We start from the raw sequence: 23554 nt of genomic DNA on the forward strand, positions 1-23554 counted from the left end.
CATCACGAATTCTCGCCCTTTGGCACATTCTGTCCGTTTTGTCGGCAGCGGCCGGAATGGGCCCACCCGGCCCGCCACCGGCGGCGCTCAGCCGCGGACCACCCGGGTACGGGCCGCGAGGTCCTGCCAGCCGCGCCGGGCCACACGGTCGAACACCGGCCAGACCAGCCCGAGCAGCAGCACGAGTCCGAGCAGCCGGACGGCCCACCGCAGCAGCGAGCGGCCGAGGCCGAGACCGGTCCGGCCACCGGTGGCGGCGGCGTCCACCACCCGGATCCCGGTCAGTCGCTTGCCGAAGGTCTGGCCGGTCCGCGCGGTCGGCAGCACCTCGTAGAGCAGGCCGACGAAGAGCAGGATGCCGAGCAGGACGGCGATCTTGCCCACCACCACGTCGTCCACCAGCCAGACCTGGACCTGGCGGCGGGTGAGGGCACTGGCCATCCGGGCCTGGTCGAGCTTCTGCCTGATGTGCTCGGAGACCGAACCGCCGAGCGGGATGCCGGCGGCGACGGCGACCACCAGCAGGACGGCGGTGTCCACCGCCCGCGCGGCCAGCCGGCGCCCGAGCCCGGCCGGGCCGGCCGGGGCCTGGCGGCGGCGGGCGGCGGCCGTCCTGGCCGGGCGCGCGGCGGACCGCGAGACGGCGGGGGTCGGCGCGACCGCGGCCTTCGGTACGGCGACGGACTTCGCGGCGGCCGCGGAATGCGCAGCGGCTGCCGACTTCGCGGCGGTGACGGACTTCGCGGCGGTGACGGACTTCGGGGCGGTCACGGGTTCGGCGACGGTGACGGCCACGGGCTCGGGCGCAGGCTCGGCCCGGGTGGCGCGCTCCGCGTCGCGGGCCGCGGGTACGGGCGGAACGACGGACCCGACGACGGCCGGTGGCGCCGACACCTCCACGGCCGGGCGGCGGCCGCCCGCCGGGACGGCAGCAACCGGAGCACGCTCACCCTCCGCGCGCCCCTCCTCCCCCTCGGACGCCCCCGGAAGCACCCCCCAGGAGACCCAGCGCGCCGACCCGCCGGTCTCCATCAGCCCGGGCTGCGCCCGCGGGTCGACCTGCCAGCCGGGCACCGCCGGCTCCGCCTCCGCCGACGCCCCCGCCGCCCGCAGCTCCGCCGGGAACGCCCCGACCGGCGGCACACCCGCCGACGGCACGCCCACCGAGAGACCTCCCCCCGAGGGACCTCCCACCGACGGCACGCCCCCAGGCACCGGCCCGGCCGGCGGCCCGGCCGCGACCGGCTGCTCGCCGGGCCCGGCCCCGCCCCCCGCCGGACCGACCGTGCGGAACACCGGCCCGCCGATCACCTCCGCCACCCTCGGCCCGAGGACGAACGACGCCCCGCCCGTGGTCTGGTCCAGGTAGACCGGCCCGGTGTCCTCGCCCTGGGCCCTGGCGGGCCCTCCGCCGGGCGGCTCCGGCGCGACCGCCGCCGGGACCACCGGAGGTGGCACCACCCGGGCCCCCGCGGGTGCGGCCCGCCGGGCCGCGTACCGGGGCGGTTCCAGCACCTCGCCCGGCGCCGGGGCGGGCCGGCTGGTGCCCGGCACCCACGCGGCACCGCCCCAGTAGCGGACGAAACCGGGGATGGAGGGGTCGGGGTAGTAGCCGGGCTCGGGTCCGACGGCCGGGTCGCCGGCGGCGGCGAAGGGGCGGTCCGTCATGGCGGGTCTTCTTTCCTGGCGGGTCCTGGCCGGCGCCGGCGGGTCCTGGCGGACGGCGGCTCGGCCCTGGTGGGTTCCTTGCGGGTTTCCTCGCGGGTCGTCTGGCGGGTTTCCTGGCGCTCTTCCGGTGGTTCCTGGTGGTCCCCAGTGGCTACTGGTGGTTCGTGCTGGGCCCGGGCGGCTCCGGGCGGCTCCTGGTGCCCTCCGGCCCGGCCGGCCTTCCGCGGGGCCGGGACGGCACGCCCGCCCGGCGCCCCGCCCGGTACGCCCGGGAGCCTCCCGGCGCGCGCGGGCACCACCGATGGGCGGACAGTCGCCGGGCAGTCACAAAGGGTAGTGCCTCGTCGGGGCGGCGACGGGAAGTTGGCGAATACCCGGACAGCGGTGGGCCGTCCGGGGTAAGGGCGGCCGTACGGTCCCGGCGCGCGAGGGTGGTCGTGCGCCGTGCGGTCGGCCGTTCACCACCTCGCGCTGAACTTTCCGGGGAAAACCCGGTAACCCGTGTAAGAACCGCGGCGGAGCGGCCTCTCCCAATCGGCGGGCCCGGAACCGGGCAGCCGACGACAGAGAGGAAGACGATCATGGAGCGCCCCACCGGCGTCGTCGAGCACGAGCTGGAACTCAACCTGGTGCTCTCCCCCGAGCACAGCGTCCCCGTCCCGGCCCGGCTGTCCTACGGCAGCCACGACCCGTACGCGGTGCACATCACCTTCCACCTGGACACCGGCTCGCCGGTGACCTGGGTGTTCGCCCGCGAGCTGCTGGTCGAGGGCACCTTCCGGCCCTGCGGCCAGGGCGACGTGCGGATCTGGCCCACCGCCCCGCAGCCCTCGGCCGGGGGCACTGCCAAGGGCCGGCGCAGCGTGCTCTGCCTGGCGCTGAGCTCCCCCGCCGGGGACGCGCTGCTGGAGGCGCCGCTGCCGGTCGTCGCGGCCTGGCTGGAGCGGGCGCACCGGCTGGTCCCGCCGGGCAGCGAGATGGCCGCGCTGGACATGGACGGCTCGCTCGCCGACCTGCTCGCCTGAGCGTGCGCGCACCGACCGCACCCGCGCCGGACGCAGTCAGGACGGCTGCAGCACGGACGAGTGCAACACGGACGGCCACGACCGAGCCGCGCGATCCGGACGACGGCACCCCGGACGACGACGGCCCCGGCCGCCCCGGCGGCCCGGACCGCGACGGCGGCGCGGACCACGACGGGAGCGGCGCCCCCGCCGGCTCAGCGGGCCGCGGGGGCCTGCTGACGGCCGCGGGCGGCGTCCGGTCCGCCACCGCCGCGCTGGCCGGGCAGCCGGACCAGCGGGGCACCGGCGGAGCGCCGCCGTGCCCTTATCCGGATGGCGGCGGCGAGCAGGAAGCAGAGCCCGACCCACGGGTAGACCGAGGTGGGCAGCTGGCGCAGCGGCCCCATGTGCAGCACGGCCACCCCGAACGGTTTGGCCGCCCACATGGCGAAGGAGAGGAAGGCGACCAGCGTCGCCCAGAAGGCGGCGCGCCAGCGCAGTCGGCGGACGGCGGCCGGACGGGCGTGCTCGACGGACGCCTCGGCGGCCAGCAGGACGAGCACCGGCACGCACCAGACCCAGTGGTGGGTCCAGCTGATCGGCGAGATCAGCACGGCGGTGACGGCGGCGCAGCAGACGCCCCAGGCCTCGGACCGGGGCAGCCAGCGGGCGCTGCGGGCGGCCCAGGCGGCGACGGCGAGGCCGGCCACCGCGACGAGCCCGCCGGCCAGGGTGGCCAGGGTGCCGGGCTCGGCGGCGTGCAGCAGTCGGGCCAGGGCGCCGCGCAGGGACTGGTTGTCGACGATGTACGTCTTGCCGACGCGGGACGAGTCGTAGAGGTACTCGGTCCAGAAGCCCCAGGTGGCGTCGGGGAGGACGAGGGCGCCGATCAGGAAGGTGCCGAGGAAGGTGAAGCCGGCCACGAAGGCCGCCCGGATCCGGCCGGTGACCAGCAGGTAGACGGCGAACAGTCCGGGAGTGAGCTTGATGCCGGCGGCGATGCCGATCGCCACGCCCTTGCTGCGGCGGCCGTCCGGGCGGGTGAGGTCCCAGAGGATCAGGCAGGCGAGCGCGAGGTTGATCTGGCCGTACCGGAGCGTGGTGAAGACGGGTTCGAGCCAGACTCCGCAGCCGGTCACCAGGATCACGCCGATCGGCCGCAGTTCGCGGCGCGGCCAGCCGACCAGCTTGAAGGACAGGTGGGTCAGCAGCGCCAACAGCCCGAGGTTGCCGAGAGTGATCGCGACCCGGAGGAACGGGACCGGGAACCAGGTGGTCGGCACGAACAGCATCGCCGCGAACGGCGGGTAGGTCGCGGGGAGGTTCCACTCGGTGACGCGCAGCGCGTACAGGTCGGTGCCGTTGGCGACGGCGGCGCCCTCGGCCCGGTAGACGATCATGTCCACCATCGAGGTGTGGACGAAGTGACGGACCACTGCGTACACGACCAGGGACAACAGGGCCAGGCCCGAGGCGGCCAGCAGCGGTCGGCGGGGGGCCTCGCGCAGGGCGCGGACGGGGGTGCCGAGCGCGTCTCGCAGACGGTCCGACAGGGGGGCGGGCGCGGAGTCGGGTGCGGTCCGCACCGGGCTGCGCTCGTCTTGTACCGCTGTCACCTGTCCACTCCGTCCACCGTCCGACCAACCGCCGACGATACCGGATGCGGGGCGGCCCGGCCTGGGCAGGATCGGTGACTCAGCGTGACGAAGCGACCCGGCCGGCCGCGCTCCGTTGCGGGCGGAGCACGGACGGCCGGGTCCGGGAGGGGAGGTCGGTCACGCCGGTCCGGGGCCCGGGCGGGGCCCCGGACGGCGCCGGGGGTGCGGTCAGCCCGTGTAGGCGCCCAGGGCCCGGGTGAAGTCCAGCGGCTGCTGGACGATGCTGCTGCAGGTGGCGTCGGCGTAGGCCTTGGCGCCGCCCTCGCAGGCCTTGTCCCGGGTGCCGGACCACATGGCCAGCCAGGCGAGGTGCTTGCTGCCGGCGAACTCGGCGAGCTGCTTGGCGTCGGCGACGGTGAAGACCTCGCTGGCGACGTCGTTGACGCCGATCATCGGGGTCACCGCGACCTTGCGCCAGGCGGCCGCGTCGTCCAGCCCGAGCACGCTCTTGACCTGGGCCTGGGTGGCGGTGGCCGCGGCGATCGCGTACTTGCCCATCTGGCCCTGCGGGTTCGGGGCGACGCCGTCGCCGAAGTCCATGGCCATGATGTTGACCGCGCCGACCGCGACACCGTTCTTCTTGGCGTCGGCGATCAGGTTGACGCCCTCCTGGGTCAGGCCGGAGGGCAGCGCGGGCAGGGTGAAGGAGACGTCGAGGGCCTTGCCCTTGGCGGCCGCGTTCTTCTGCAGCTGGGCGACGGCCTGGGCCCGGCGGGTGTTGGCGGCGGTGTCGGCGATCGCGCCGCCCTCGACGTCGAAGTCGACCTTGGTCAGGCCGTAGGCGTCGACGGTCTTCTGGTAGGCGGCGGTCAGGTCGGCGGTGGAGCCGCAGGCGAGGGCCAGCTCGCTGCCGTTGGCGCCGCCGAAGGAGACCCGGACGTCGCCGCCGATCGCCCGCAGCGCGCCGATCTGGGCGGCCACCGCGTCGGCGGACAGGTCGCTGACCCCGCCCCACTTGGGCACGCAGCCGCCGCCGGAGACCACGAAGGCCAGGTTGACGTTCCTGACGCCGGTCGCCTTGGCGGTGGCGACCAGGTCGTACGGCGGGTAGAGCGAGGTGTCGACGTACGGGGCGAAGCCGGCCCCGGCGGCCGGGGGTACGGGCACACCGGTCGCCGTGGGGGTGGCGGTCGGGGTGGGGGTCGGCGCCGGGGTGGTCGGCTTCGCCGTGGCGGTCGGGCTGGGCCTTCCGGTCGGGCCGGCCGTCGCCGTGGGGGTGGCGGTGGCCGTGCGGGTGGCGGTCGCGGTCGGCGCGGGGGTGGGCGTCGAGGTCGCGGTGGGACGGCCGGAGGGCGTGGGTGCCGGGCCGTCCCCGCCCTTGCAGGAGGTGTTGTTGATGAGGCAGTTCGCCGGCTCTGTCTGTGCGGCGCCGGCGCCCTGGGCGACGAAGCCGACCACCACGCTCCTGCCGGGCTCCAGCCGCTTGCTCCACGCCTCCGGCCTGACGGTGACGTGCTGGCCGGCGGCGGTGAAGGTGGCGTTCCAGAGCGAGTCGATCTTCGCGCCGGCCGGGAGGTCGAAGCTGAGCGTCCAGTCCTCGATCGGGTGGCTGTCCGGGTTGGTGACCAGGTACTGGCCGGTGTAGCCGGCGTCCCAGCTGCTGGTGCGGCTGTAGACGGCGCCGAGCGAGGCGGCGCTGGCCGAGGAGGCGAGGACCACCACGCCGCCGGCGACCAGTGCGGCGGCGACCGCCGAGGCCCCGATGATCGTGCCCTTGCGGCTGCGCCGGCGGCGGCCTCGGCGGCTGTCGGGCTGGGTCGTCATGGCGCGTTACCTCCGCGGGTGCCTTGCGGTCGGCCGCCGTCCGGACGCGGGTGCGTACGGACTTCCGGGCGGCCGGCCCGGCTCGGTCGGGCGACCGGCGGGACCGACGCTAGCGGCGGGCCGGGGCCCGAACCGGCGGGCTGAGCGAGGGGTAGTGCTCCCTTAGGGCGGGCTTAAGGAAGATCCGTCCGCGGGCCGCCCGCGCGGGCCGGTCCACACACCGCCCCCGCGGCGGGTGCGCAGCATCCCCACGGCAGCTCCCCGGCTGCCGCACCGTCACCGCTGGAACAGCGCCCCCCGGTTGCGCCGCCGGACGGGCCGCGCCTGCGCCGTGTGGTCCGGGCGGCTCAGCAGCCGCAGCCGGATCTCCGCGCCCCCGAGCACGGCCGAGCGGCCGAGCGCCAGGTCGCCGCCGGTGGACTCGGTGAGCTTGCGGACGATGTCCAGGCCGAGGCCGGTGGAGCCGTCGCCGCCGTGGCCCGCGCCGCGCTCGAGGGCGGCGGCCGGGTCACTGAACCCGGGGCCGGCGTCGCCGACCAGCACGATGACCGAGCTGTCGGTGGCGAGCACGTCGACGGAGAAGGCGGTGCCGACGGCGGTGTGCCGGAACACGTTGCCGAGCAGCGCGTCGACGGCGGCGGCGAGGTCGGCGCGCTGGATCGGGACGGGTGCCGCCCGGTCGGCGCCGGCGAGTTGCCAGCGGCGTCCCTCGTCCTCGGCCAGGGCGGACCAGAACCCGACCCGCTCGCGGATCACCTCGGCGACGTCGCAGCCGACGGCCACGGCGGGCGCGTCCTCGGGGGCGCGGCGGGCCGAGCGGATGATCTGGTCGACCTCGCGCTCCAGTTGGGAGACCGCGTGCCGGGTGGCGTCGGCGGCGTCGCCCTCGCCGAGGGAGGCGGCGTTGAGCCGCAGCACGGTCAGCGGGGTGCGCAGCCGGTGGGACAGGTCGGCGGCCAGTTCCCTTTCGGCGGCGAGGAGTTGGACGACCCGGTCGGCCATCGTGTTGAACGCGTGGGCGGCCTCGCGCAGTTCCTCGGGGCTGCCGGCCGCCTGCCGGCCGTCCACCGGGACGCGGACGGCGAGGTTGCCCGCGCCGAGCGAGCGGGCGGCGCCGGCCAGCCGGCGGGCGGAGGCGACGATCCGGGTGCCCATCCGGTCGGCGACCAGGACGGCGATGGCGACGAGGGCGAGCGCGACCCCGGAGAGCACCAGCCAGGCGGTGGAGACGCCCCGGGTGAGGTCGCCGTCGGCGACGAACACCTCGACCACGGCGGTGCGCCCGGTGTCCACCGCGACCGGCTGGAGCAGCGCGTACCCGCCGGGCACCTCGACGGTGAAGGAGCGGCCCTGCCCGCCGGCGGTGGACACGTCGCCGGCGGCGGCCCGGGCCTCGCCGATGGTGGGGCCGCCGGGGCCGCCCACCCCGGGCGGTGCGGCGGCGGCCGTCGGGGCGGGCAGGTGGACGGCCATCCGGCCCTGCCCGCCGGCGTCGGTGCTGGCCAGGGCGCGGTTGATGGCGTCCTGGTCGGTGGTGATGGCGAGGGCCGGGCCGAGTGCGGCGGCCTGCCGCTCGGCGGCGGTGAACGCCCGGTCCCGGGCGGTCTGCTGGACCATCAGGCCGAGCGGGATGAGGAAGGCCAGCGCGACCATGGTGGTCCCGGCGACGGCGGCCTTGATCAGGGCCCAGCGCAGCGAGCGTCCGAACCGCCTCATGTCCGGTGCTCCGCGGGGCCCCCGGAGGGCTCCAGCCGGACGCCGACGCCCCGGACGGTGTGCAGGTAGCGGGGGTTGGAGGCGGTCTCGCCGAGTTTGCGGCGCAGCCAGGAGAGGTGGACGTCGATGGTCTGGTCGCCGCCGTAGGTCTGCTGCCAGACCTCGGCGAGGATCTCCTTGCGCGGCACGACCACGCCGGGCCGCCCGGCGAGGAAGGCCAGCAGGTCGAACTCACGGCGGGTCAGGTCGAGCGCCCGCCCGTCCAGCGCGGCCTCCCGCCGCTGCAGGTCGATGGCGAGTCCGCCGACCCGCAGCACCTGGGCGGCGGGGGCGGCGCCGCCGCCGAGCCTGCGCAGCACGGCGGCCATCCGGGCGCTGAGGTGTTCTCCGGAGAAAGGTTTCACCAGGTAGTCGTCGGCGCCGTCGTTGAGCAGCCGGACGATCTCCGCCTCGTCGTCCCGGGCGGTGCAGATGATCACCGGCACGTTGGTCAGGCCCCGGATCATCTTGAGCGCCTCGCTGCCGTCCAGATCCGGCAGGCCCAGATCGAGGATCACCAGGTCGCAGCCGACCTGGGCGACCTCCCGCAGCGCCTCGAGTGCCGTGCCCACACTGCGGACCGCATGACCGGTGTCGGTCAGGTGCCGGATGAGGGCGGAACGTACGAAGGGGTCGTCCTCGACCACGAGCACTGTTGCCATGGCCCTGCACGGTACGCCATCGGCGGTCAGTGGTCTGTACCTCGGGGTGGCCCCGGACACCGGGCAACTCCCCCGGGGGACACCAGGGGTGCCCGCCCGCACCGGCCCGGAGTACGGCAGGATGAGCGGACGATGCGGAACGGACTGGTACAGCTCGGCGCCTGGGCGGCGGCCACCGGGGCGGCGGTGGCGCTGTCCTGGTTCGGCGTGCACGCGGTGCTGACCGGCGCCGCGTTCGAGCAGCCGACGGCGCTGCCGCTGCCCTCGCCGACAGCAGACGGCACGCCGTTCACCGCGACCGTCACCCCGGACCCGGGCCACCCGGGCACCCCGACCGGGACGCCCGCCCCGCCGGCCTCCCCGACCGCCGCCGGCACCGGCCCGACGCACGGCCCGGCCCCCGTCGCCACCACGGCGGCCACCCCCGCCGGGGCCCCGTCGGCCACCCGCCGGCCCACGCCCGCCACGACCCCCACGTCGTCGGTGAAGAGCTACCCGGTGCCGGGCGGCAAGGTCGCCCTGGACATCCGCCCGGACAAGGCCTCGCTGGTCTCCGCCACCCCGGATCCGGGCTGGCAGATGCAGGTCTGGAACGGCGACCAGTGGATGCGGATCGACTTCACCAAGGGCGAGCAGGCCAACTCGGTCTTCGTCTACTGGAACGGGCACCCGCCCGTGGTGGAGACGGCGGTCCGCTGAACCCGCCGCACCGGGCCCCGTCGGACCCGCCGGGCCCCGTCCGGGCTCACCGGGCCCTCACCAGGCCTCGAACGGAAGGTAACCGGGCAGGTACGGCCCGCCGTAGCGGGACCGGTCGACCAGCGTGTGCCTCGTCCCGCCGGGCACCCCGATGGTCGCCAGCACCACCGTGCCGAAGCGGTCCCGCGCCTCGTACGGCTCGGCGAGCGACAGCGCGCCCCGGTCCACCGCGTAGTCGTAGGCGTAGTACACGTCGGGCACGCTCACCGAGAGGTCCAGCACGCCGTCCCCGTGCCGGGCCAGGTACCCGGCCAGCTCCCGCCCGCGCGGGCCGATCACCTGGACCAGCGAGGTGAGCACGATCCGCGTCCCGGGTGCGCTCAGCACGTAGGAGACCGTCTCCGGCTCCCCGGTCTCCGGCCCGGCGTAGGCGGTACATCGCAGTCCGAGTGCGGCGGCGTAGCGGTGGGCGGCCCGCTCGGCGTCGCCGACCGCGAAGACCACCGCGTCGGCGCGGCCCGTCGGGAGGGGGTCGGTCTCCCCCGGGCCGGCGGTGAGCAGGACGGGTTCGGCGGCGGTCTCGGTCATGTCGGCCCTCCCGGTAGGCGTACGGGACCACGTGGACCACGTGGGGCCCGCGCGCCGGGGTGGGGCCCGGCGCACGGGGTCGTGGCTGGAGGGTGGCGCCGAGCCGACCTGCGCGCAACTGTTCCGTTTCCTCCTGGTCAAGCTGTGCGCCGGGGCGGGAGAATCGGCGGCGCCGCTGTACAGAATGCCCATCGGAGGACGGAGCCGCGATGCCCCCCGCCCACTCCCCGAGCTCCTCAGGCTCGCCCAACTCCCCCGCCCCGCAAGGCGCTTCGGCCGGCGCCGGCCCCGGAGCGGGGCCGGGTGGCGGGAACGACGCGATCGACGCGCTGGACGGCCGGCTGATCCGGCTGCTGGCGGAGGAGCCCCGGATCGGGGTGCTGGAGTGCTCTCGCCGGCTCCAGGTCGCCCGCGGCACCGTGCAGGCCAGGCTCGACCGGCTGCAGGCCAAGGGGGTGATCGGCGGGTTCGGCCCGGAGGTGGACCCGGCCGCCCTCGGCTACCCGGTGACGGCCTTCGCGACCCTGGAGATCTCGCAGGGCCAGGGCGCCGACGTGCGCGCCCACCTGGCGAGCGTGCCGGAGGTGCTGGAGCTGCACACGATCACCGGGGCCGGGGACATGATGGTGCGGATCGTGGCCCGCTCCAACGCCGACCTGCAGCGGGTGATCGACCGCGTGGTGGGCTTCGACGGGATCGTCCGCTCGTCCACCGCGATCGCCCTGGAGAACCCGGTGCCGTACCGCATCCTGCCGCTGGTGGACCAGGCCGCGGCCGAGTAGGCCGGCCCGGGGCGCCTCCGGAGCCCCGCCGCGTCAGCAGCCGGGGACGCTCCCCCCGCTCTTCAGCGCCTCCAGCGCCGAGACCGCCTCGCCGAGCGTGCCGACCGGCACCAGCCGCAGCCCCGCCGGGGTGTTCACCTTGGCGTCCGCGCACTCGTCCTTGGGCAGCAGGAACACGGTCGCGCCGTCCCGGGCGGCCGCCTGCGTCTTCAGCGGGACGCCGCCGACCGCGCCGACGACGCCCTGGTCGTCGATGGTCCCGGTGCCCGCGATCTTGAGCCCGCCGGTGAGGTCGCCGCCCTTGCCGTCGCCGGCGAGCTTGTCGACGATGCCCAGGGCCAGCATCTGGCCGGCGCTCGGGCCGCCCACGTCACCCAGGTCGATCTTGACCTTCACCTGGTCCGGCGAGAGGTGGAGGTAGTCCAGCGCCGCAGTGGTGGCGCTGTCCTGCGACTCGGCCATCTGCTGGGCGGTCACCTGCTCGGCCTTGGCCGGGTCGCCCTGCGGGTAGACGGTGTCGGTCGGGCGCACCGCCTCGTCCCGGTCGAACCAGGCCTGCAGGGCGCGCCGGAACGTCGTCTCCTCGCCCGGGTTGGTGGCCGAGATGGTGACCATCCGCAGCTCGCCCTCGGTGGTGCGCAGCGGCGCCCCGGTGATGGTGATGACGGGCTTGCCCTGGTAGGTGCCGAGGGTGTCCGCGGTCAGCCCGGGCCAGGTGAGCGTGTACGGCAGCGGGACGAAGGCCGCCACGCCGAACAGCGCGGTGACCAGCAGGCCGCAGAGCGCGAGCGCGCGGGTGCGCGGGGAGGTCAGGGCCTTGGGGAGCTTGGTGTCGGACACAAGGGGAATCCAAACACACCTCGGCCGCTACCTCAGCGCGTCGGCCACCTCGGTCGCGGCCTCGACGACCCGGGGGCCGACCCGTTCGGGCACCAGCCCGTTGAGCATCACCACGCCGACGCTGCCCTCGATCCCGCTCAGCCCGAGCAGCGCGGCGGCCGCGCCGCACGCCCCCGACTGCTCCTCCGCGCGGGTGATGACGAAGCCCTGCTCCGGCCGTCGCTGGCTGGGGAAGGTGCGCGCCTCCAGGATCGCCCGGCCGGCGGCGCTCTCGCCGAGCGGGTGGCGCAGCCCGGTGCGGTAGGCGACGTGGAAGTCCGTCCAGCTCGGTTCGACCACGGCCACGGCCAGCGCCTCACTGCCGTCCACCAGGGTCAGGTGGGCGGTGGCACCGAGGTCCTCGGCCAGGCTGCGCAGGGCCGGCAGCGCGGCCTCGCGCAGCAGCGGGTGCACCCGGTGGGCCAGCCGCAGCACCCCGAGGCCGACCCGGGCGCGGCCGCCGATGTCCCGGCGGACCAGGCCGTGCTGTTCCAGGGTGGCCAGCAGCCGGTAGACGACGGTGCGGTTGACGGCCAGCCGCGCCGCCAGCTCGGTGACGGTGAGGCCGCGCTCGGAGTCGGCGAGCAGTTTGAGGACCCGGACGCCACGGTCCAGGGTCTGGGAGGTCTCGGCAGTCACGACGGGCATCCTTTCCGCGACGCTCGCGGGGCGGGCGACGCCGGTACGGGTTCGGTGTCGCGCGCAGGTGGGGGTGGCCGCGCTGGGACCGTACGTCGTCGCCCTTGACGTGCGTACGGTCCTGCGGCGCCCGTCCCGTGGGGGGTTGCCCGGCGGTAGAGCGTGGGGGAAAGGTAGTGAAGGAAATGTCGCGGCGGAAGTGGTTGTCCAAAATTCGGGCGTGATCGACATCAACGGCGCCGCCAAATCAGGACAGAACCCACCATTTCGCAGCCCCCGTCAGGGCATGTGTTCGACCCCGGTCCGAAGTCCGGACAGTTCGGGACAGAGGGGACCGCGGGCCCGCCGCGGCGGCCCGCCCCCGGACGGCCGCCGCGGCACCGGCTGCGCGACGGCCGCCCGGCCGGCTACTTCGCCCACTCACGGATCTTGGCGATCCGCGCCTTCAGCTGGTTGGCGGTGGCCTGGGCGGTGAGCGGCCCGCCGCACTGGCGCCGCAGCTCGTTGTGGACGGTGCCGTGCGGCTGGCTGGTGCGGTGGTGCCAGGCGGCGACCAGCGCGTTCAGCTCCTTGCGCAGCTCCCGCAGCTCCTGGTGGGTGACCACCGGCCGCTGCTCGGCCGGCAGCTCCAGCAGGTCGGCCTCCTCGGCCGGCTTGCCCTTGCTGCGCTGGATCTGGCGGTGCTGGCGCTTCTGCAGCAGCATCTGCACCTGGTCCGGCTCCAGCAGGCCCGGGATGCCGAGGTAGTCGTCCTCCTCCTCGCTCCCCGGGTGGGCCTGCATGCCGAACTCCATGGCGTTGTACAGCACCCGGTCGAAGACCGCGTCGGAGCCGATCGCCTCGTAGGAGAACTCCTCGCCGCCCGCGCCGTCCGGCCCGTCGTTGGCCCGCTCGGCCTCGGCGAGCAGCCGGTCCTCCTCGTCGAAGAGGCCGTCGCCCTCCTTCTTCGGCCGGTCCAGGACGTGGTCGCGCTGCAGCTCCATCTCGTTGGCGAAGCCCAGCAGCATCGGGATCGTCGGCAGGAAGACCGAGGCCGTCTCGCCGCGCTTGCGGGCGCGCACGAAGCGGCCGACGGCCTGGGCGAAGAACAGCGGGGTGGAGATCGAGGTGGCGTACACCCCGACGCACAGCCGCGGCACGTCGACGCCCTCGGACACCATGCGGACCGCGACCATCCAGCGGGACGTCCCGGCCGAGTAGTCGGAGATCCGCTTGGACGCCTCGGCCTCGTCGGACAGGACCAGGGTGACCTTCTCGCCGCTGATCTCGCGCAGCAGCTTGGCGTACGCCCTGGCCACGGTCTGGTCGGTGGCGATCACCAGGCCGCCGGCGTCCGGGATCGCCTTGCGGACCTCGGTGAGGCGGCGGTCGGCGGCCTGCAGCACGCTCGGGATCCACTCGCCCTGCGGAGCCAGCGCGGTGCGCCAGGCCTGGGCGATCAGATCCTTGGTCATCGGCTCGCCGAGCCGGGCCTCCAGCTCGTCGCCCGACTTGGTGCGCCAGCGCATGTTGCCGCTGTAACTGAGGAAGATCACCGGCCGGACGACGTGGTCGGCGAGCGCGTGCCCGTAGCCGTAGGTGTAGTCGGCGACGGACTTGCGCAGGCCGTCGGCGCCCGCCTCGTACTGGACGAAGGGGATCGGGTTGGTGTCCGAGCGGAACGGCGTCCCGGTCAGCGCCAGCCGGCGGGTGGCCGGCTCGAAGGCCTCGAAGCAGGCCTCGCCCCAGGACTTGGAGTCACCGGCGTGGTGGATCTCGTCCATGATCACGAGGGTCTTGCGCGCCTCGGTCCGGTTGCGGTGCAGCATCGGGTTCACGCCGACGCCCGCGTACGTCACCACGATGCCCTGGTAGTCCCGGGAGAGCGGGCCGGAGGAGTAGGCCGGGTCGAGCCGGATGCCTATCCGTGCGGCGGCCTCGGCCCACTGCTTCTTGAGGTGCTCGGTCGGCGCGACGACCGTCACCTGCTGCACCAGGTGGTTGTGCAGGAGGTACGAGGCGAGGGTGAGCGCGAAGGTGGTCTTACCGGCGCCCGGGGTGGCGACCGCGAGGAAGTCGCGCGGCTGCGTCTCGATGTAGCGGTCCAGCGCGCCCTGCTGCCAGGCCCGCAGCTTGCCCGCGGTGCCCCAGGGGGCGCGGCCGGGGAAGGCCGGGGAGAGGTGGTGCGAGGCGGCGGTGGCGGCGTGGCCGCCGGTCCGGGCGGGGGCCTGCGGCTCCGGGGCGTCGGAGAACAGCGGCATCGAGGAGGCGGCGGCAGTACTCACGGTCTCCGAGGGGGATCATCGCAGGTCAGAGGCGGTTCTACGGCCCCGTCCCGCGGTCGGGCGGCGATCGGACAACCGGTCCAGCGTACCGGTTGGGCGCTGTTCGAGCGTTCAGCCGGGGCCTCGCGCCGGGCCCTGGCGGCCGGAAATCGACGTGACACGGATCACACCGTCGCGGCGCCCGAACCGGGTAATCACCGCCCGTCCCGGGACTCCCACCAGTGCGAGGCCGCCCCAACCCTCCCCGTGCCGACCGGCCTCGCACCGACCCGAAGGGACCTGCCGTGCACACCGCCGCCGAAGAGACCGTCCAAGCCCGTCTGATCCTCTCCGCCCACCGCTCGGTGCGGCTGCGGGTGGTCCTGACCTACCTGCCGGCGGACCCGTTCGCGGTCCGGATGGCCTTCCCCGCCGAGTTCTCCCTGGACGACCCGGCGGCCGACGGCGCCGGCCCGGGCGAACCCGGCGGGGAGGACGTCGTCTGGGTCTTCGCCCGGCAGCTGCTCTCGGCCGGCCTGGAGCTGCCGGCGGGCGTCGGCGACGTCCACGTCCGCCCCGCGTCCGGCCAGCGCACCATGGTCGAGCTGCGGGCGCCGGAGGGCACCGCGCTGATCCGCTTCGACACCGCCGACCTGCGGCGCTTCCTGTGGCACAGCCGGCTGCTCGTCCCCGAGGGCGAGGAGCACCTGCACCTGGACGCCGACCGCGCCCTCGCCGAGCTGCTCGGCTGAGCCCGGGCCCGCGCGGAGCCGACGGCCGGCTCCGCGGGCCCGGCCCGGCCGCCGGCTCAGCCCGACAGCCGCCGCATCAGCCGCACCCCCTGCGCCGGCGTCAGGTGCGGCAGGTACGCCTTGCCGATCGCCCGGGTGATGCCCGGCAGCGCGGCGGGGTCGGGGTACGCCATGTACATCGGCCGGTACTCCGGCTGGAACTTCGACTTGAACGCGAGCAGCGAGCGGAAGCCGTACACCGGCTCCAGCACCCGGCCCATCCAGTCCAGCATCCGCTGCAGACCGGTGGGTCCCTCGCCCTGCCCGGAGCGGGCCAGCGGCGCGCCGGACAGCGAGAGGAACCGCGCGCCCTCCTCCTTGAAGCCCAGCGCGGCCGAGGCGATCAGGAACTCGTTGACGCCGCGGAAGCCGTCCGAGCGGCGGCGCATGAAGTCCAGCGTCCAGCCGACCGGAACGCCGTTCTCGTACACCGGCATCCAGCTGGTCAGCCCGTGCACGACGCGCTGCTCGTCCACCGCGATCAGCACCCGCACGTCCGGGTCGTCCAGCTCCTCCAGCCCGCCCAGCGTGAAGCCCATCTCGGGCAGGCCCTTCTCGGAGACCCACTCCTCGGAGATCTCGCGGATCTGGTCCCGCAGCGCCCTCGGCGCCTCGTGGTAGGCCCACCACTCGGCGGTGATGCCCTGCTTGCCGGCCTTGTTCAGCGCCGTCCGGATGTCCTGCCACTTGCGGCCGGTGAAGGCCAGCTCGGGCAGCGCGACCACGGTGTCCTCGGCGACCTGCACCGAGCGCCAGCCGAGCTGTGCGGCGGCCGACCGGGTCTGCGGGGAGACGCTGTAGAAGCACGGGGTCCAGCCGCGGGCGTCGCAGAACCGGGCGAAGCCCGCCACCGCCCGCTCCCGGGCCTCCGGTTCGCCGAACGGGTCGCCGGTGGTCAGCGCCACGGTGCCGCGCACCCGGTAGGCGACCGCCGCCCGGCCGTCCTCGTCGAACCAGTAGTGGTTGCCGTCCCAGGTGGTGATGAAGGAGAGCGTCCCGCCGCCGTACGCGGTGAGCAGCGCCCGGGCCCGGGCGGACGCGTCCGCGTCGGTGTGCAGGACCGGCCGGCGGAAGGCCACCAGCAGCGCGCTCAGCGTGACCACCCAGAACGCCAGCCCGGAGTACGTCTCCAGCAGGAGCGCCACCCGGCCGACCGCTATCGGGTAGTCCGGCGTGAGGTCGTTGTACGCGGGCGGCAGGAACAGCGCCGGCAGCCCGTGCAGCAGGCGGCGCAGGTTCGCCCCCGGCTCGAACTGGTCGGCCACCAGCACCCCCACGCCCGCGTAGGCGGCGCAGGCGGCCAGCGCGGCGCCGCCGATCACCGACCCGAGCCGGCGCACCGCCCGGCCGGCCAGCCGCATCCGGAAGCGCTGGCGGGTGGCCAGCAGCAGTCCGAGGGTGAGCAGCGGCAGCAGCAGCGCCTCGACGAAGTACTGGACCACGTCGCCGCTGTCCGGCCCGGAGTCCAGGTACAGCCAGCCCAGCAGCCCGGCCCAGAGCAGCTCGGTGGCGACGGTGATCCGCCAGGCCAGCCGCAGCCCGCGGCGCAGCCCCTCGGCGAGCACCAGCAGCAGGGCCGGGAACAGGGCGGCCATCAGTCGGCCGGGGGTGTCGAAGATCCGCTCGACGGCGTGCGCGCGGGCGCAGTCGTGCGCCGACACCGCGCAGAAGTCGGCGACCTCCTCGGGGCTGAGGCGGTGCGACAGGTACAGCTCGGAGAAGGTGTTGAACGGCCCGGTGGCGTTGTCGTACAGCGAGGCGATCAGCGGCCCGAAGGCGGCGGCGACCAGGCAGAGCGCGATCAGCACCCGGGTCTCGGAGTGCGAGGAGCGGTGCGTGCGCAGGTGCTGCCGGCCCCGGTTGAGCAGGGCGCCCGCGCCGAGTCCGACGAGCGCGGCGGCGCACCGCTGGACGCTCTGCAGGTGGCCCACGTACAGCGTCATGACCAGCGGGACGAGCAGCACCAGCAGGTGCAGCCGGCGGCGCCAGAGCACGGTGAGCCGGTAGCCGAGCACCGCGGCGAGCGCGAACAGCCCGACGCCGGGGCCGACGGCGGTCTGGTCGGCCACCGAGGCGGTCCACTGCTCACCGGCCCGGGAGCCGACCGCGACCAGCCCGGCGCCCAGCAGGGTGCCCGCCAGCTGCCCGGCGACCAGCACCGCGAGTGTCCGGGCCCGGCCGAGCCGGTGCTCGGCCGCCGGGCCGACCAGGAGCAGCAGCAGGCTGGTGAACACGTAGGAGCCGGCGCCGGAGCACCAGAACAGCGAGCTGAAGGGGGTCCACCAGTGGCCCTCGGCGAGGGTGGGCAACCCCACCCCGACCCGGGCGAGCAGCCGCTCGGACGGCCCGTGCGCCAGGCTGCCGGTGGCCGCGCCGACGGCCCAGAGCCCGGCCAGCAGGGCCAGGGTCAGCGGTGCCGAGCGCAACCGGCCGCCGAAGGCCGCCGCGGCCCGGCGCAGCCGCTGCGGGCGCGGGTCGGGCGTGCCGGCGACGGGCGCGCGGTCCCGCGGCCACTCGCGCTCCTCGGCCGGCGCCGGGGCCGCCAGGAGCCGCATCACCGGATCAGCCCGGTCTGCTGGGAGAGCCAGGTCAGGTTCTGCTCGAAGGCCTGCCGGAAGACCACCCAGCTGTGCCAGCCGGGGATGGTCTGGTAGGCGACGTCCATGCCGGCGGCCTGGGCGGCCGCGAAGGCCTTCTCCTGCATCGGGCGGAAGTCCGGGTCGTTGGCGCCGACCACGAACCGGCCGGCGGTGTCGGGGAACTTCTTCCGCGCCATCAGGTGCAGCGGGTCGACGGCGTCGAAGGCGGCCTCGTCGCCGCCGAAGGCCTTGTCGACGGTCTCGCCGCGGCTGCCCAGGGTCGGCTCGTCCTGCCCGGAGATGTCCAGGAAGCTGCCGTAGACGTCGGGGGCGTTGACGGCGAGCTGGAGCGAGCAGGTGCCGCCGAGCGAGAGCCCGCCGATGGCGAAGGCGGTGCGGCCGGTGGCGGTCTGCAGGTTCCGGTGGATCCAGTCCGGGACGTCCTCGGCCAGGTAGGTGTGCGCCTTGGCGATCCGGGAGTCCATGCAGAGCGTGTTGGTGATGGGGCTGCCGGTGGGGTCGGCGACCACCACGATCGGGGCGAGGCCCTGGTGCGCGGCGGCGAAGGCGTCCAGGGTGTCCCGGATGGCGCCGGAGTTGACCCAGTCCTCCGGGGCACCGGGCTGGCCGGGCAGCAGCACCACGACGGGCAGCAGCGGGCGGGGGGTGGCCTGGTAGGCGGGCGGCAGGTAGACGTAGCCGCCGCGGGCCTTGAATCCGGACTTGGCGCCGGGGATGGTCACCCCGGAGAGGGTGCCCTTGGCGGGCAGGCCGGCGGGCGCGTGCCACTGCTCCTCGACGGGCCGGCCGGGCGAGGCGGCGACGGTGCTGGCCGTCCTCCCGGTGGTGAGCGCCTCGATCTCGGGCGCCAGCATGGCCCGGGCGGTGGGGTACTGGTCGAAGCCCCGGTTGACCTGGGAGGCGGCCATCAGCAGGACCAGCACGGCACCGCCGGCCGCCAGCAGCCGCCGGCGGGTGGCGAGCAGCGGGGCGCGGAGCAGGAGCAGGCACACCGCGAACAGCGCGACGGCTATCCAGCGCATCACGAAGTCCGGAGTGCCCTCCGGGAAGGGGTGCCACCAGCCGTCGACGGCGATCTTCACCAGGGCGGTGAGCGCGGCGGCCAGCAGCAGGGCGCCCAGCAGGCGCGGGGCCCGCCAGCGCTCGTGGCGGGAGAACGCGAGCAGGACCAGCGCGCCCCAGCCGGCGGAGAGCACGGCGTACGGGACGGGGCCGTGGGTGAGCGGCCAGTCGATCGGGTTCCAGCGGGTGGCGAGGGTCAGCGTGGTCATGCGGCTTTGCCCGGCCGGGTGGTGTCGGCCAGGAAGCCGTAGGCGACGACGTTGCCCTCGTAGCCGTGCTCCTCGCTGTACGCGCCGCCGCAGGTGATCACCCGCAGCTGTGCGTCGGCGGCCTGGCGGTACACCCGGTCGTCCGGGAAGTCCTTTCGGTCGTGCACTTCGATGGCGTAGAGCTGGTAGACGGCGGTGGCGCCGTCGGCGCGGGCGATCTCGATCCGGTCGCCGCGGTGGAGCGCCCCCAGGTGGTAGAAGACGGCCGGGCCGGCCTTGGTGTCGACGTGCCCGGCCAGGATGGCGGTGCCGCGCTGCCCGGGGCTGGCGCCGCCGCGGTACCAGCCCGCCAGGTTGCGGTCGGCCTCGGACGGGGCTTCGAGGTGCCCGTCGGGGCCGACGCCCAGCGCGGTGACGGGGGCGTCCAGCCGGACGGACGGGATGCGGATCCGGGTCGGGGCGGACGGGCCGAGCGGCGGTACGACGGAGACCGGGGCGAAGCCGGAGAGGGCCTGTCCGACGCCGGGTGCGGGCGGCAGGGCGCCCGGTCCGCCGTCGTGCAGCAGCCAGGCACCGAGCACCAGCGCGGCACCGGCCGCCAGGGTGCCCGGCCACGGGCTCCTGCTCTGCTGGACGCCCACGGGCGCTCCCCTCTGCCGACGGAATCCCGATTCCTGGGAGTTTCCTGGGAACAATTGAAGCGGATCGGACCCTAATGCACGTCCATACGATGGTCGTACCGACACCCGCCGATCGGCAGGGACGGCGGCCCGGCGCCTGCGCCGAGTGGACGCCGGATCACGGAGCGCGACAGCGGCGTCCCGCGCCGGGCACCCCGCCGCTCGCGCGTCAACGCGCCCGGCAAGAGCTTCGACGTGGACGGGACCGGACTGGTTGCGTCAATCGAGCGATCGATTGAGACCGTCCGTGGTGCCTCTCCGACCGATCACGCCCACATGCCATGCTGACCCGGTCACGGGTTGTATCACCCCACTTGTCCGACCGGACTTTCGCGCGCCTGAACGCCCGCCGAACGCCTCATGAACGGAGTGACCATGGAAGCCCTCTCCCGCCGCACCCTGCTGGCCGCCGGTGCGGCCACCGCCGCGGCCCTGGCCGCCGGCTGCGGCAGCAACGGCGCGGGCGGCGGCGAGCGGGCGACGGGACCGGCCGTACCCGCCCCCGGCGAGGCCGTCGAGCAGACCGCCACCCCCGCCCCGGCCCCCAAGCCGCAGGCCGCCCTGATCGGCGACGGATCCACCTCCGACACCGGCGCCCAGCCCCGCCAGCCGGTGCCCGAGCGGCTCCGGGCCGGCGAGCGCCCGCCGCAGTTCGTGGTCTTCTCCTGGGACGGCGCCGGCGAACTCGACAACGGGCTGTTCGCCCGCTTCCGCCGGCTGGCGCAGGAGCACAACGCGTCGATGACCTTCTTCCTCAGCGGCCTCTACCTGCTGCCCGAGTCCAAGAAGGACCTCTACCGCCCGCCGCAGCACAAGGTCGGCGCCTCCGACATCGGCTACCTCAGCGACCAGCACATCCACGACACCCTGGAGAACCTGCACGCGGCCTGGCTGGAGGGCCACGAGATCGGCACCCACTTCAACGGCCACTTCTGCGGCTCCACCGGCGTCGGCAAGTGGTCCCCCGAGGAGTGGGACAGCGAGATCCAGCAGGCGATGGACTTCGTCACCAACTGGCGCACCAACACCGGCTTCACCGACCTCCCGGCGCTGCCCTTCGACTACCGCAAGGAGCTGATCGGCAGCCGCACCCCCTGCCTGGAGGGCCAGCGCAACCTGCTGCCCACCGCCGTCAAGCGCGGCTGGCGCTACGACAGCAGCGGCAACGGCACCCAGGTCTGGCCGCAGCGGATCCAGGGCGGGGCCCTGTGGGACCTCCCGCTGCAGTCCATCCCCTTCCCCGGGCACACCTTCCAGGTGCTCTCGATGGACTACAACATCATGTACAACCAGTGCGGTCCCAACACCAAGGCCGACCCGGCGCTCTACCCGGGCTTCCAGGCCCAGGCCCGCGACGCCTACCTGATGGGCTTCGACCGCACCTACCGCAGCAACCGCGCGCCGTACATCATCGGCAACCACTTCGAGGAGTGGAACGGCGGCATCTACATGAACGCCGTCGAGGACGCCCTCAAGGTCATCGCGGGCAAGCCGGAGGTCCGGCTGGTGTCGTTCCGCCAACTGGTGGACTGGCTGGAGGCCCAGGACCCGGCGGTGCTGCGCAAGCTGCAGGGCCTCGCCCCCGGCCAGTCGCCGACCGGCGGGTGGGAGGCCTTCCTGGGCACCCCGGCGGCGCCGCCGGCGAGCTCCTCGGCGACCGCCACCGACAGCGCCACCGCCACCGCCACCGCCGGCTGACCGTCAGGCCCGGCGCACCCGGCCGGAGACCAGCGCACCCAGCAGGGCCACCCCGGCCATGGTCAGGAAGATCACCGTGAAGGCGCCGGCCGAGCCGGTGGACCCGGCCCCCTCGTGGGCGGCGGCCAGCGAGCCGCCGCCCAGGGCCGCGAACAGCACCCCGGCCAGACCCACCAGCAGCACGTTGCCCAGCGCGTCGCTCATCTGCAGCGAGGCCGAGTTGGCCCCCGCGTCCTCCGGCGCGGACAGCTTCATCATCAGCACGCTCACGCTGGCGACCGTCAGGCCCATCCCGATCCCGCCGACGCCCCAGGCGACCGCCGCCACCCAGGCCGGCACCGCCGGGACCAGCACCAGCGCCGCGCCCGCGATCGCCACCGCGGTCAGCACGAACCCGCCCCGGATCATCGCCTCGCGGTAGCGCTCCGCCCCCGGCCGCCCCTGCAGCCACGAGCCCAGCGCCCAGGAGAGCCCGCCGCTGGTCAGCGTGAGCCCGGCCAGCGTCGGGGACAGCCCGCGCTGGGTGACCATCATCAGCGGGATGAACGCCTCGGCCGCGAAGAACGCCCCCGCGGCCACCCCGCGCAGCAGGATCACCGTCGGCAGGCCGCGCCCGGCCCGCAGCGTCCCGGTGGGCAGCAGGCCCAGCACGGCGGGCAGCAGCAGCGCCGCACCGGCCGCCGCCGGGAGCAGCCCCAGCAGGTCGAGCCGCTGGCCGGCGTACTGCAGCAGGCCCGCCCCGACCGCCGCCATCGCGGCCAGTACGGTGCGCCGGCGGTCGAAGTCCGCGCCCTTCGCCACCGGGTGCTCCCGCTCGGAGCGGGCCAGCGCCGGGCCCATCACGGCCAGCGGCAGCAGGATCAGCACGGGCACCGCCAGGAACACCCAGCGCCAGCCCAGGTGCTGGGTGACCGCCCCGGAGACCACCGGGCCGACGATCGAGGGCAGCACCCAGGCCGAGGAGAAGGCCGCGAACACGGACGGCCGCAGCCGCTCCGGGTAGGCCCGGCCGACCACCACGTACAGGGCGACGATCACCAGGCCGCCGCCCAGCCCCTGGACCGCCCGCCCGGCCACGAACAGCCACATCCCCGGCGCCGCGCCGGCCACCACCAGTCCGGCGCCGAACACCGCGATGCCGGCGAACAGCGGCTGCAGCGGGCCGCGCCGGTCGCACCACTGGCCCGAGACGACCAGGGCGAACAGCGTGGTGGTGAAGTAGCCGGAGAAGGCGAAGGCGTAGAGCCCGAGGCCGTCGAGCTGGCGGGCCGCCACCGGCATCGCGGTGTTGACGGCCGTCGCCTCGAAGGCGAGCAGCAGGACCACCGAGACGATCCCCAGCGTCAGCGCCCGGTAGCGGCCGCTGAGGACCCCGCCGCCGGGGTCGTCGTCGAGGGGTACGGGCGCGGGGTCGACCGAGGTGGGGGAGGCAGTGGTCATACGTAACATCGTAAGGGCCGTCCGGCTGGGTGACCCCTGACTCCGGTCGCTGACCGGATCCGCCGCAGGACCTAGGACCCGCCGCCCGGCACGGCCCGGGACCACCGCGTCAGTGCAGCGCCTTGAGGCCCACCACGCCGGAGACGATCAGCAGCAGGCAGCCGATCCGGGCCGCGGTCACCGCGTCCCCCAGGACGGCCATGCCGTAGAGCGCGGTGCCGACCGCGCCGATGCCGACCCACACCGCGTACCCGGTGCCGATCGGGATGGTGCGCATCGCGTACGCCAGCCCGCCCATGCTCAGCAGCAGGGCGACGCCGAAGACGAGGCTGGGGACGAGCCGGGAGAAGCCCTTGGACGATTCCAGGGCGACCGCCCACACGGTCTCCAGGACACCCGAGACGATCAGAACGAGCCAAGCCATGACGGCCGTACCTCCGCAGTCCACAGCGGCCGGATTGCCGCTGAACTGCGCCGTCTTGTCGTCACCGGGTACGACGCGCTCGTCCGGGGTGGCCGGAGTCCGACCACCTGTCTCCGACCGTAGCACGGGCCGCCGCCGGAGTTGCCATGCAGAATTTACATTCGGCCGTTGACGGTCCGTCGCGGAATCCGCCACCATGAATTCACTGGCCGTGTGCCCGAGTGGCTTAGGGAACCGTCTGCAAAGCGGTACACGCGGGTTCGATTCCCGCCATGGCCTCGAAAAGGAATTGCCGGTCGGCTTTCGCGC

At 74.9% G+C, this 23554-nt stretch carries 19 protein-coding genes, 1 tRNA gene and 1 riboswitch; of the genes, 6 read left to right on the plus strand and 14 right to left on the minus strand.

Features of this window, described 5'->3' with window-relative positions:
• Nucleotides 1–87 precede the first annotated feature (87 nt).
• On the minus strand, nt 88–1668 hold the full coding sequence (locus tag ACFYUY_RS17935) for an RDD family protein (RefSeq protein WP_387901514.1): 1581 nt from the start codon (nt 1666–1668) through the stop codon (nt 88–90).
• A 581-nt stretch (nt 1669–2249) separates the two neighbouring features.
• Between ACFYUY_RS17935 and ACFYUY_RS17940 the strand changes: the two genes are divergently transcribed.
• Nucleotides 2250–2693, plus strand: coding sequence for an SsgA family sporulation/cell division regulator (locus ACFYUY_RS17940; RefSeq protein ID WP_387901516.1), 444 nt, complete (start codon nt 2250–2252; stop codon nt 2691–2693).
• Nucleotides 2694–2887: 194 nt separating this feature from the next.
• On the opposite strand, the gene ACFYUY_RS17945 is transcribed toward ACFYUY_RS17940, so the two are convergent.
• The 4 genes from ACFYUY_RS17945 to ACFYUY_RS17960 form a co-directional block, all read right to left on the minus strand.
• Nucleotides 2888–4288, minus strand: coding sequence for a glycosyltransferase 87 family protein (locus tag ACFYUY_RS17945; protein ID WP_387901519.1), 1401 nt, complete (start codon nt 4286–4288; stop codon nt 2888–2890).
• Nucleotides 4289–4498: 210 nt separating this feature from the next.
• Entirely contained in the window at nt 4499–6094 is a 1596-nt protein-coding gene (locus ACFYUY_RS17950; protein WP_387901522.1) for a cellulose binding domain-containing protein, read from the minus strand.
• A gap of 276 nt (nt 6095–6370) precedes the next feature.
• Nucleotides 6371–7789 carry a sensor histidine kinase gene (locus tag ACFYUY_RS17955; RefSeq protein ID WP_387901602.1) on the minus strand — a complete coding sequence of 473 codons (1419 nt, stop codon included), beginning with the start codon at nt 7787–7789 and terminating at the stop codon, nt 6371–6373.
• A gap of 17 nt (nt 7790–7806) precedes the next feature.
• Nucleotides 7807–8511 (minus strand): response regulator transcription factor, encoded by a 705-nt coding sequence (locus tag ACFYUY_RS17960; RefSeq protein WP_360218202.1) that lies wholly within the window; start codon nt 8509–8511, stop codon nt 7807–7809.
• A gap of 132 nt (nt 8512–8643) precedes the next feature.
• Between ACFYUY_RS17960 and ACFYUY_RS17965 the strand changes: the two genes are divergently transcribed.
• Entirely contained in the window at nt 8644–9210 is a 567-nt protein-coding gene (locus ACFYUY_RS17965) for a hypothetical protein (protein ID WP_360218205.1), read from the plus strand.
• 57 nt (nt 9211–9267) lie between these two features.
• On the opposite strand, the gene ACFYUY_RS17970 is transcribed toward ACFYUY_RS17965, so the two are convergent.
• Nucleotides 9268–9798 (minus strand): VOC family protein, encoded by a 531-nt coding sequence (locus tag ACFYUY_RS17970; protein ID WP_360218208.1) that lies wholly within the window; start codon nt 9796–9798, stop codon nt 9268–9270.
• A 209-nt stretch (nt 9799–10007) separates the two neighbouring features.
• Here ACFYUY_RS17970 and ACFYUY_RS17975 point away from each other — a divergent pair, with 209 nt between their 5' ends.
• Complete coding sequence (locus ACFYUY_RS17975; RefSeq protein ID WP_360218211.1) at nt 10008–10580, plus strand: Lrp/AsnC family transcriptional regulator; 573 nt, start codon at nt 10008–10010, stop codon at nt 10578–10580.
• A gap of 33 nt (nt 10581–10613) precedes the next feature.
• Here the strand turns inward: ACFYUY_RS17975 and ACFYUY_RS17980 are convergent, their stop codons facing one another.
• The 3 genes from ACFYUY_RS17980 to ACFYUY_RS17990 all read right to left on the minus strand — a co-directional run bounded on the left by ACFYUY_RS17980 (nt 10614) and on the right by ACFYUY_RS17990 (nt 14338).
• On the minus strand, nt 10614–11420 hold the full coding sequence (locus tag ACFYUY_RS17980; protein ID WP_387901525.1) for a S16 family serine protease: 807 nt from the start codon (nt 11418–11420) through the stop codon (nt 10614–10616).
• 27 nt (nt 11421–11447) lie between these two features.
• Nucleotides 11448–12098, minus strand: coding sequence for a helix-turn-helix domain-containing protein (locus ACFYUY_RS17985; protein WP_360218217.1), 651 nt, complete (start codon nt 12096–12098; stop codon nt 11448–11450).
• 407 nt (nt 12099–12505) lie between these two features.
• Nucleotides 12506–14338: a DEAD/DEAH box helicase gene (locus ACFYUY_RS17990; RefSeq protein ID WP_360218256.1), complete on the minus strand. Its 1833-nt coding sequence runs from the start codon at nt 14336–14338 to the stop codon at nt 12506–12508.
• Between the two features lie 308 nt (nt 14339–14646).
• Here ACFYUY_RS17990 and ACFYUY_RS17995 point away from each other — a divergent pair, with 308 nt between their 5' ends.
• The gene (locus tag ACFYUY_RS17995; RefSeq protein ID WP_387901528.1) at nt 14647–15093 is read left to right on the plus strand and encodes an SsgA family sporulation/cell division regulator; all 447 of its coding nucleotides are present in this window, start codon (nt 14647–14649) and stop codon (nt 15091–15093) included.
• 56 nt (nt 15094–15149) lie between these two features.
• Here the strand turns inward: ACFYUY_RS17995 and ACFYUY_RS18000 are convergent, their stop codons facing one another.
• From ACFYUY_RS18000 to ACFYUY_RS18010, 3 genes are read right to left on the minus strand one after another with little or no spacing between them, the layout of a single operon-like run.
• Nucleotides 15150–17687, minus strand: a complete 2538-nt coding sequence (locus ACFYUY_RS18000; RefSeq protein WP_387901530.1) for a rhomboid family intramembrane serine protease — start codon at nt 17685–17687, stop codon at nt 15150–15152.
• Nucleotides 17687–19003 (minus strand): alpha/beta hydrolase-fold protein, encoded by a 1317-nt coding sequence (locus ACFYUY_RS18005; protein ID WP_360218226.1) that lies wholly within the window; start codon nt 19001–19003, stop codon nt 17687–17689. Before ACFYUY_RS18005 ends, ACFYUY_RS18000 begins: the two co-directional genes overlap by 1 nt.
• Complete coding sequence (locus ACFYUY_RS18010; RefSeq protein ID WP_360218229.1) at nt 19000–19644, minus strand: class F sortase; 645 nt, start codon at nt 19642–19644, stop codon at nt 19000–19002. The genes ACFYUY_RS18005 and ACFYUY_RS18010 overlap by 4 nt, the downstream gene beginning before the upstream one ends.
• A gap of 414 nt (nt 19645–20058) precedes the next feature.
• On the opposite strand from ACFYUY_RS18010, the gene ACFYUY_RS18015 reads away from it, so the two are divergent.
• The gene (locus ACFYUY_RS18015; RefSeq protein ID WP_360218232.1) at nt 20059–21381 is read left to right on the plus strand and encodes a hypothetical protein; all 1323 of its coding nucleotides are present in this window, start codon (nt 20059–20061) and stop codon (nt 21379–21381) included.
• A 3-nt stretch (nt 21382–21384) separates the two neighbouring features.
• On the opposite strand, the gene ACFYUY_RS18020 is transcribed toward ACFYUY_RS18015, so the two are convergent.
• Together ACFYUY_RS18020 and ACFYUY_RS18025 are read right to left on the minus strand one after the other, a co-directional pair.
• Nucleotides 21385–22821 carry an MFS transporter gene (locus tag ACFYUY_RS18020; RefSeq protein ID WP_387901535.1) on the minus strand — a complete coding sequence of 479 codons (1437 nt, stop codon included), beginning with the start codon at nt 22819–22821 and terminating at the stop codon, nt 21385–21387.
• A gap of 109 nt (nt 22822–22930) precedes the next feature.
• The gene (locus ACFYUY_RS18025; protein ID WP_360218238.1) at nt 22931–23245 is read right to left on the minus strand and encodes an SMR family transporter; all 315 of its coding nucleotides are present in this window, start codon (nt 23243–23245) and stop codon (nt 22931–22933) included.
• Nucleotides 23246–23289: 44 nt separating this feature from the next.
• Nucleotides 23290–23355, minus strand: a riboswitch (guanidine-III (ykkC-III) riboswitch).
• A gap of 97 nt (nt 23356–23452) precedes the next feature.
• On the opposite strand from ACFYUY_RS18025, the gene ACFYUY_RS18030 reads away from it, so the two are divergent.
• Nucleotides 23453–23524: transfer RNA gene (locus ACFYUY_RS18030), tRNA-Cys, on the plus strand.
• Nucleotides 23525–23554: the final 30 nt, after the last annotated feature.

Source organism: Kitasatospora sp. NPDC004745 (assembly GCF_042873275.1).
In the GTDB taxonomy this organism is placed as follows: Bacteria; Actinomycetota; Actinomycetes; order Streptomycetales; family Streptomycetaceae; genus Kitasatospora.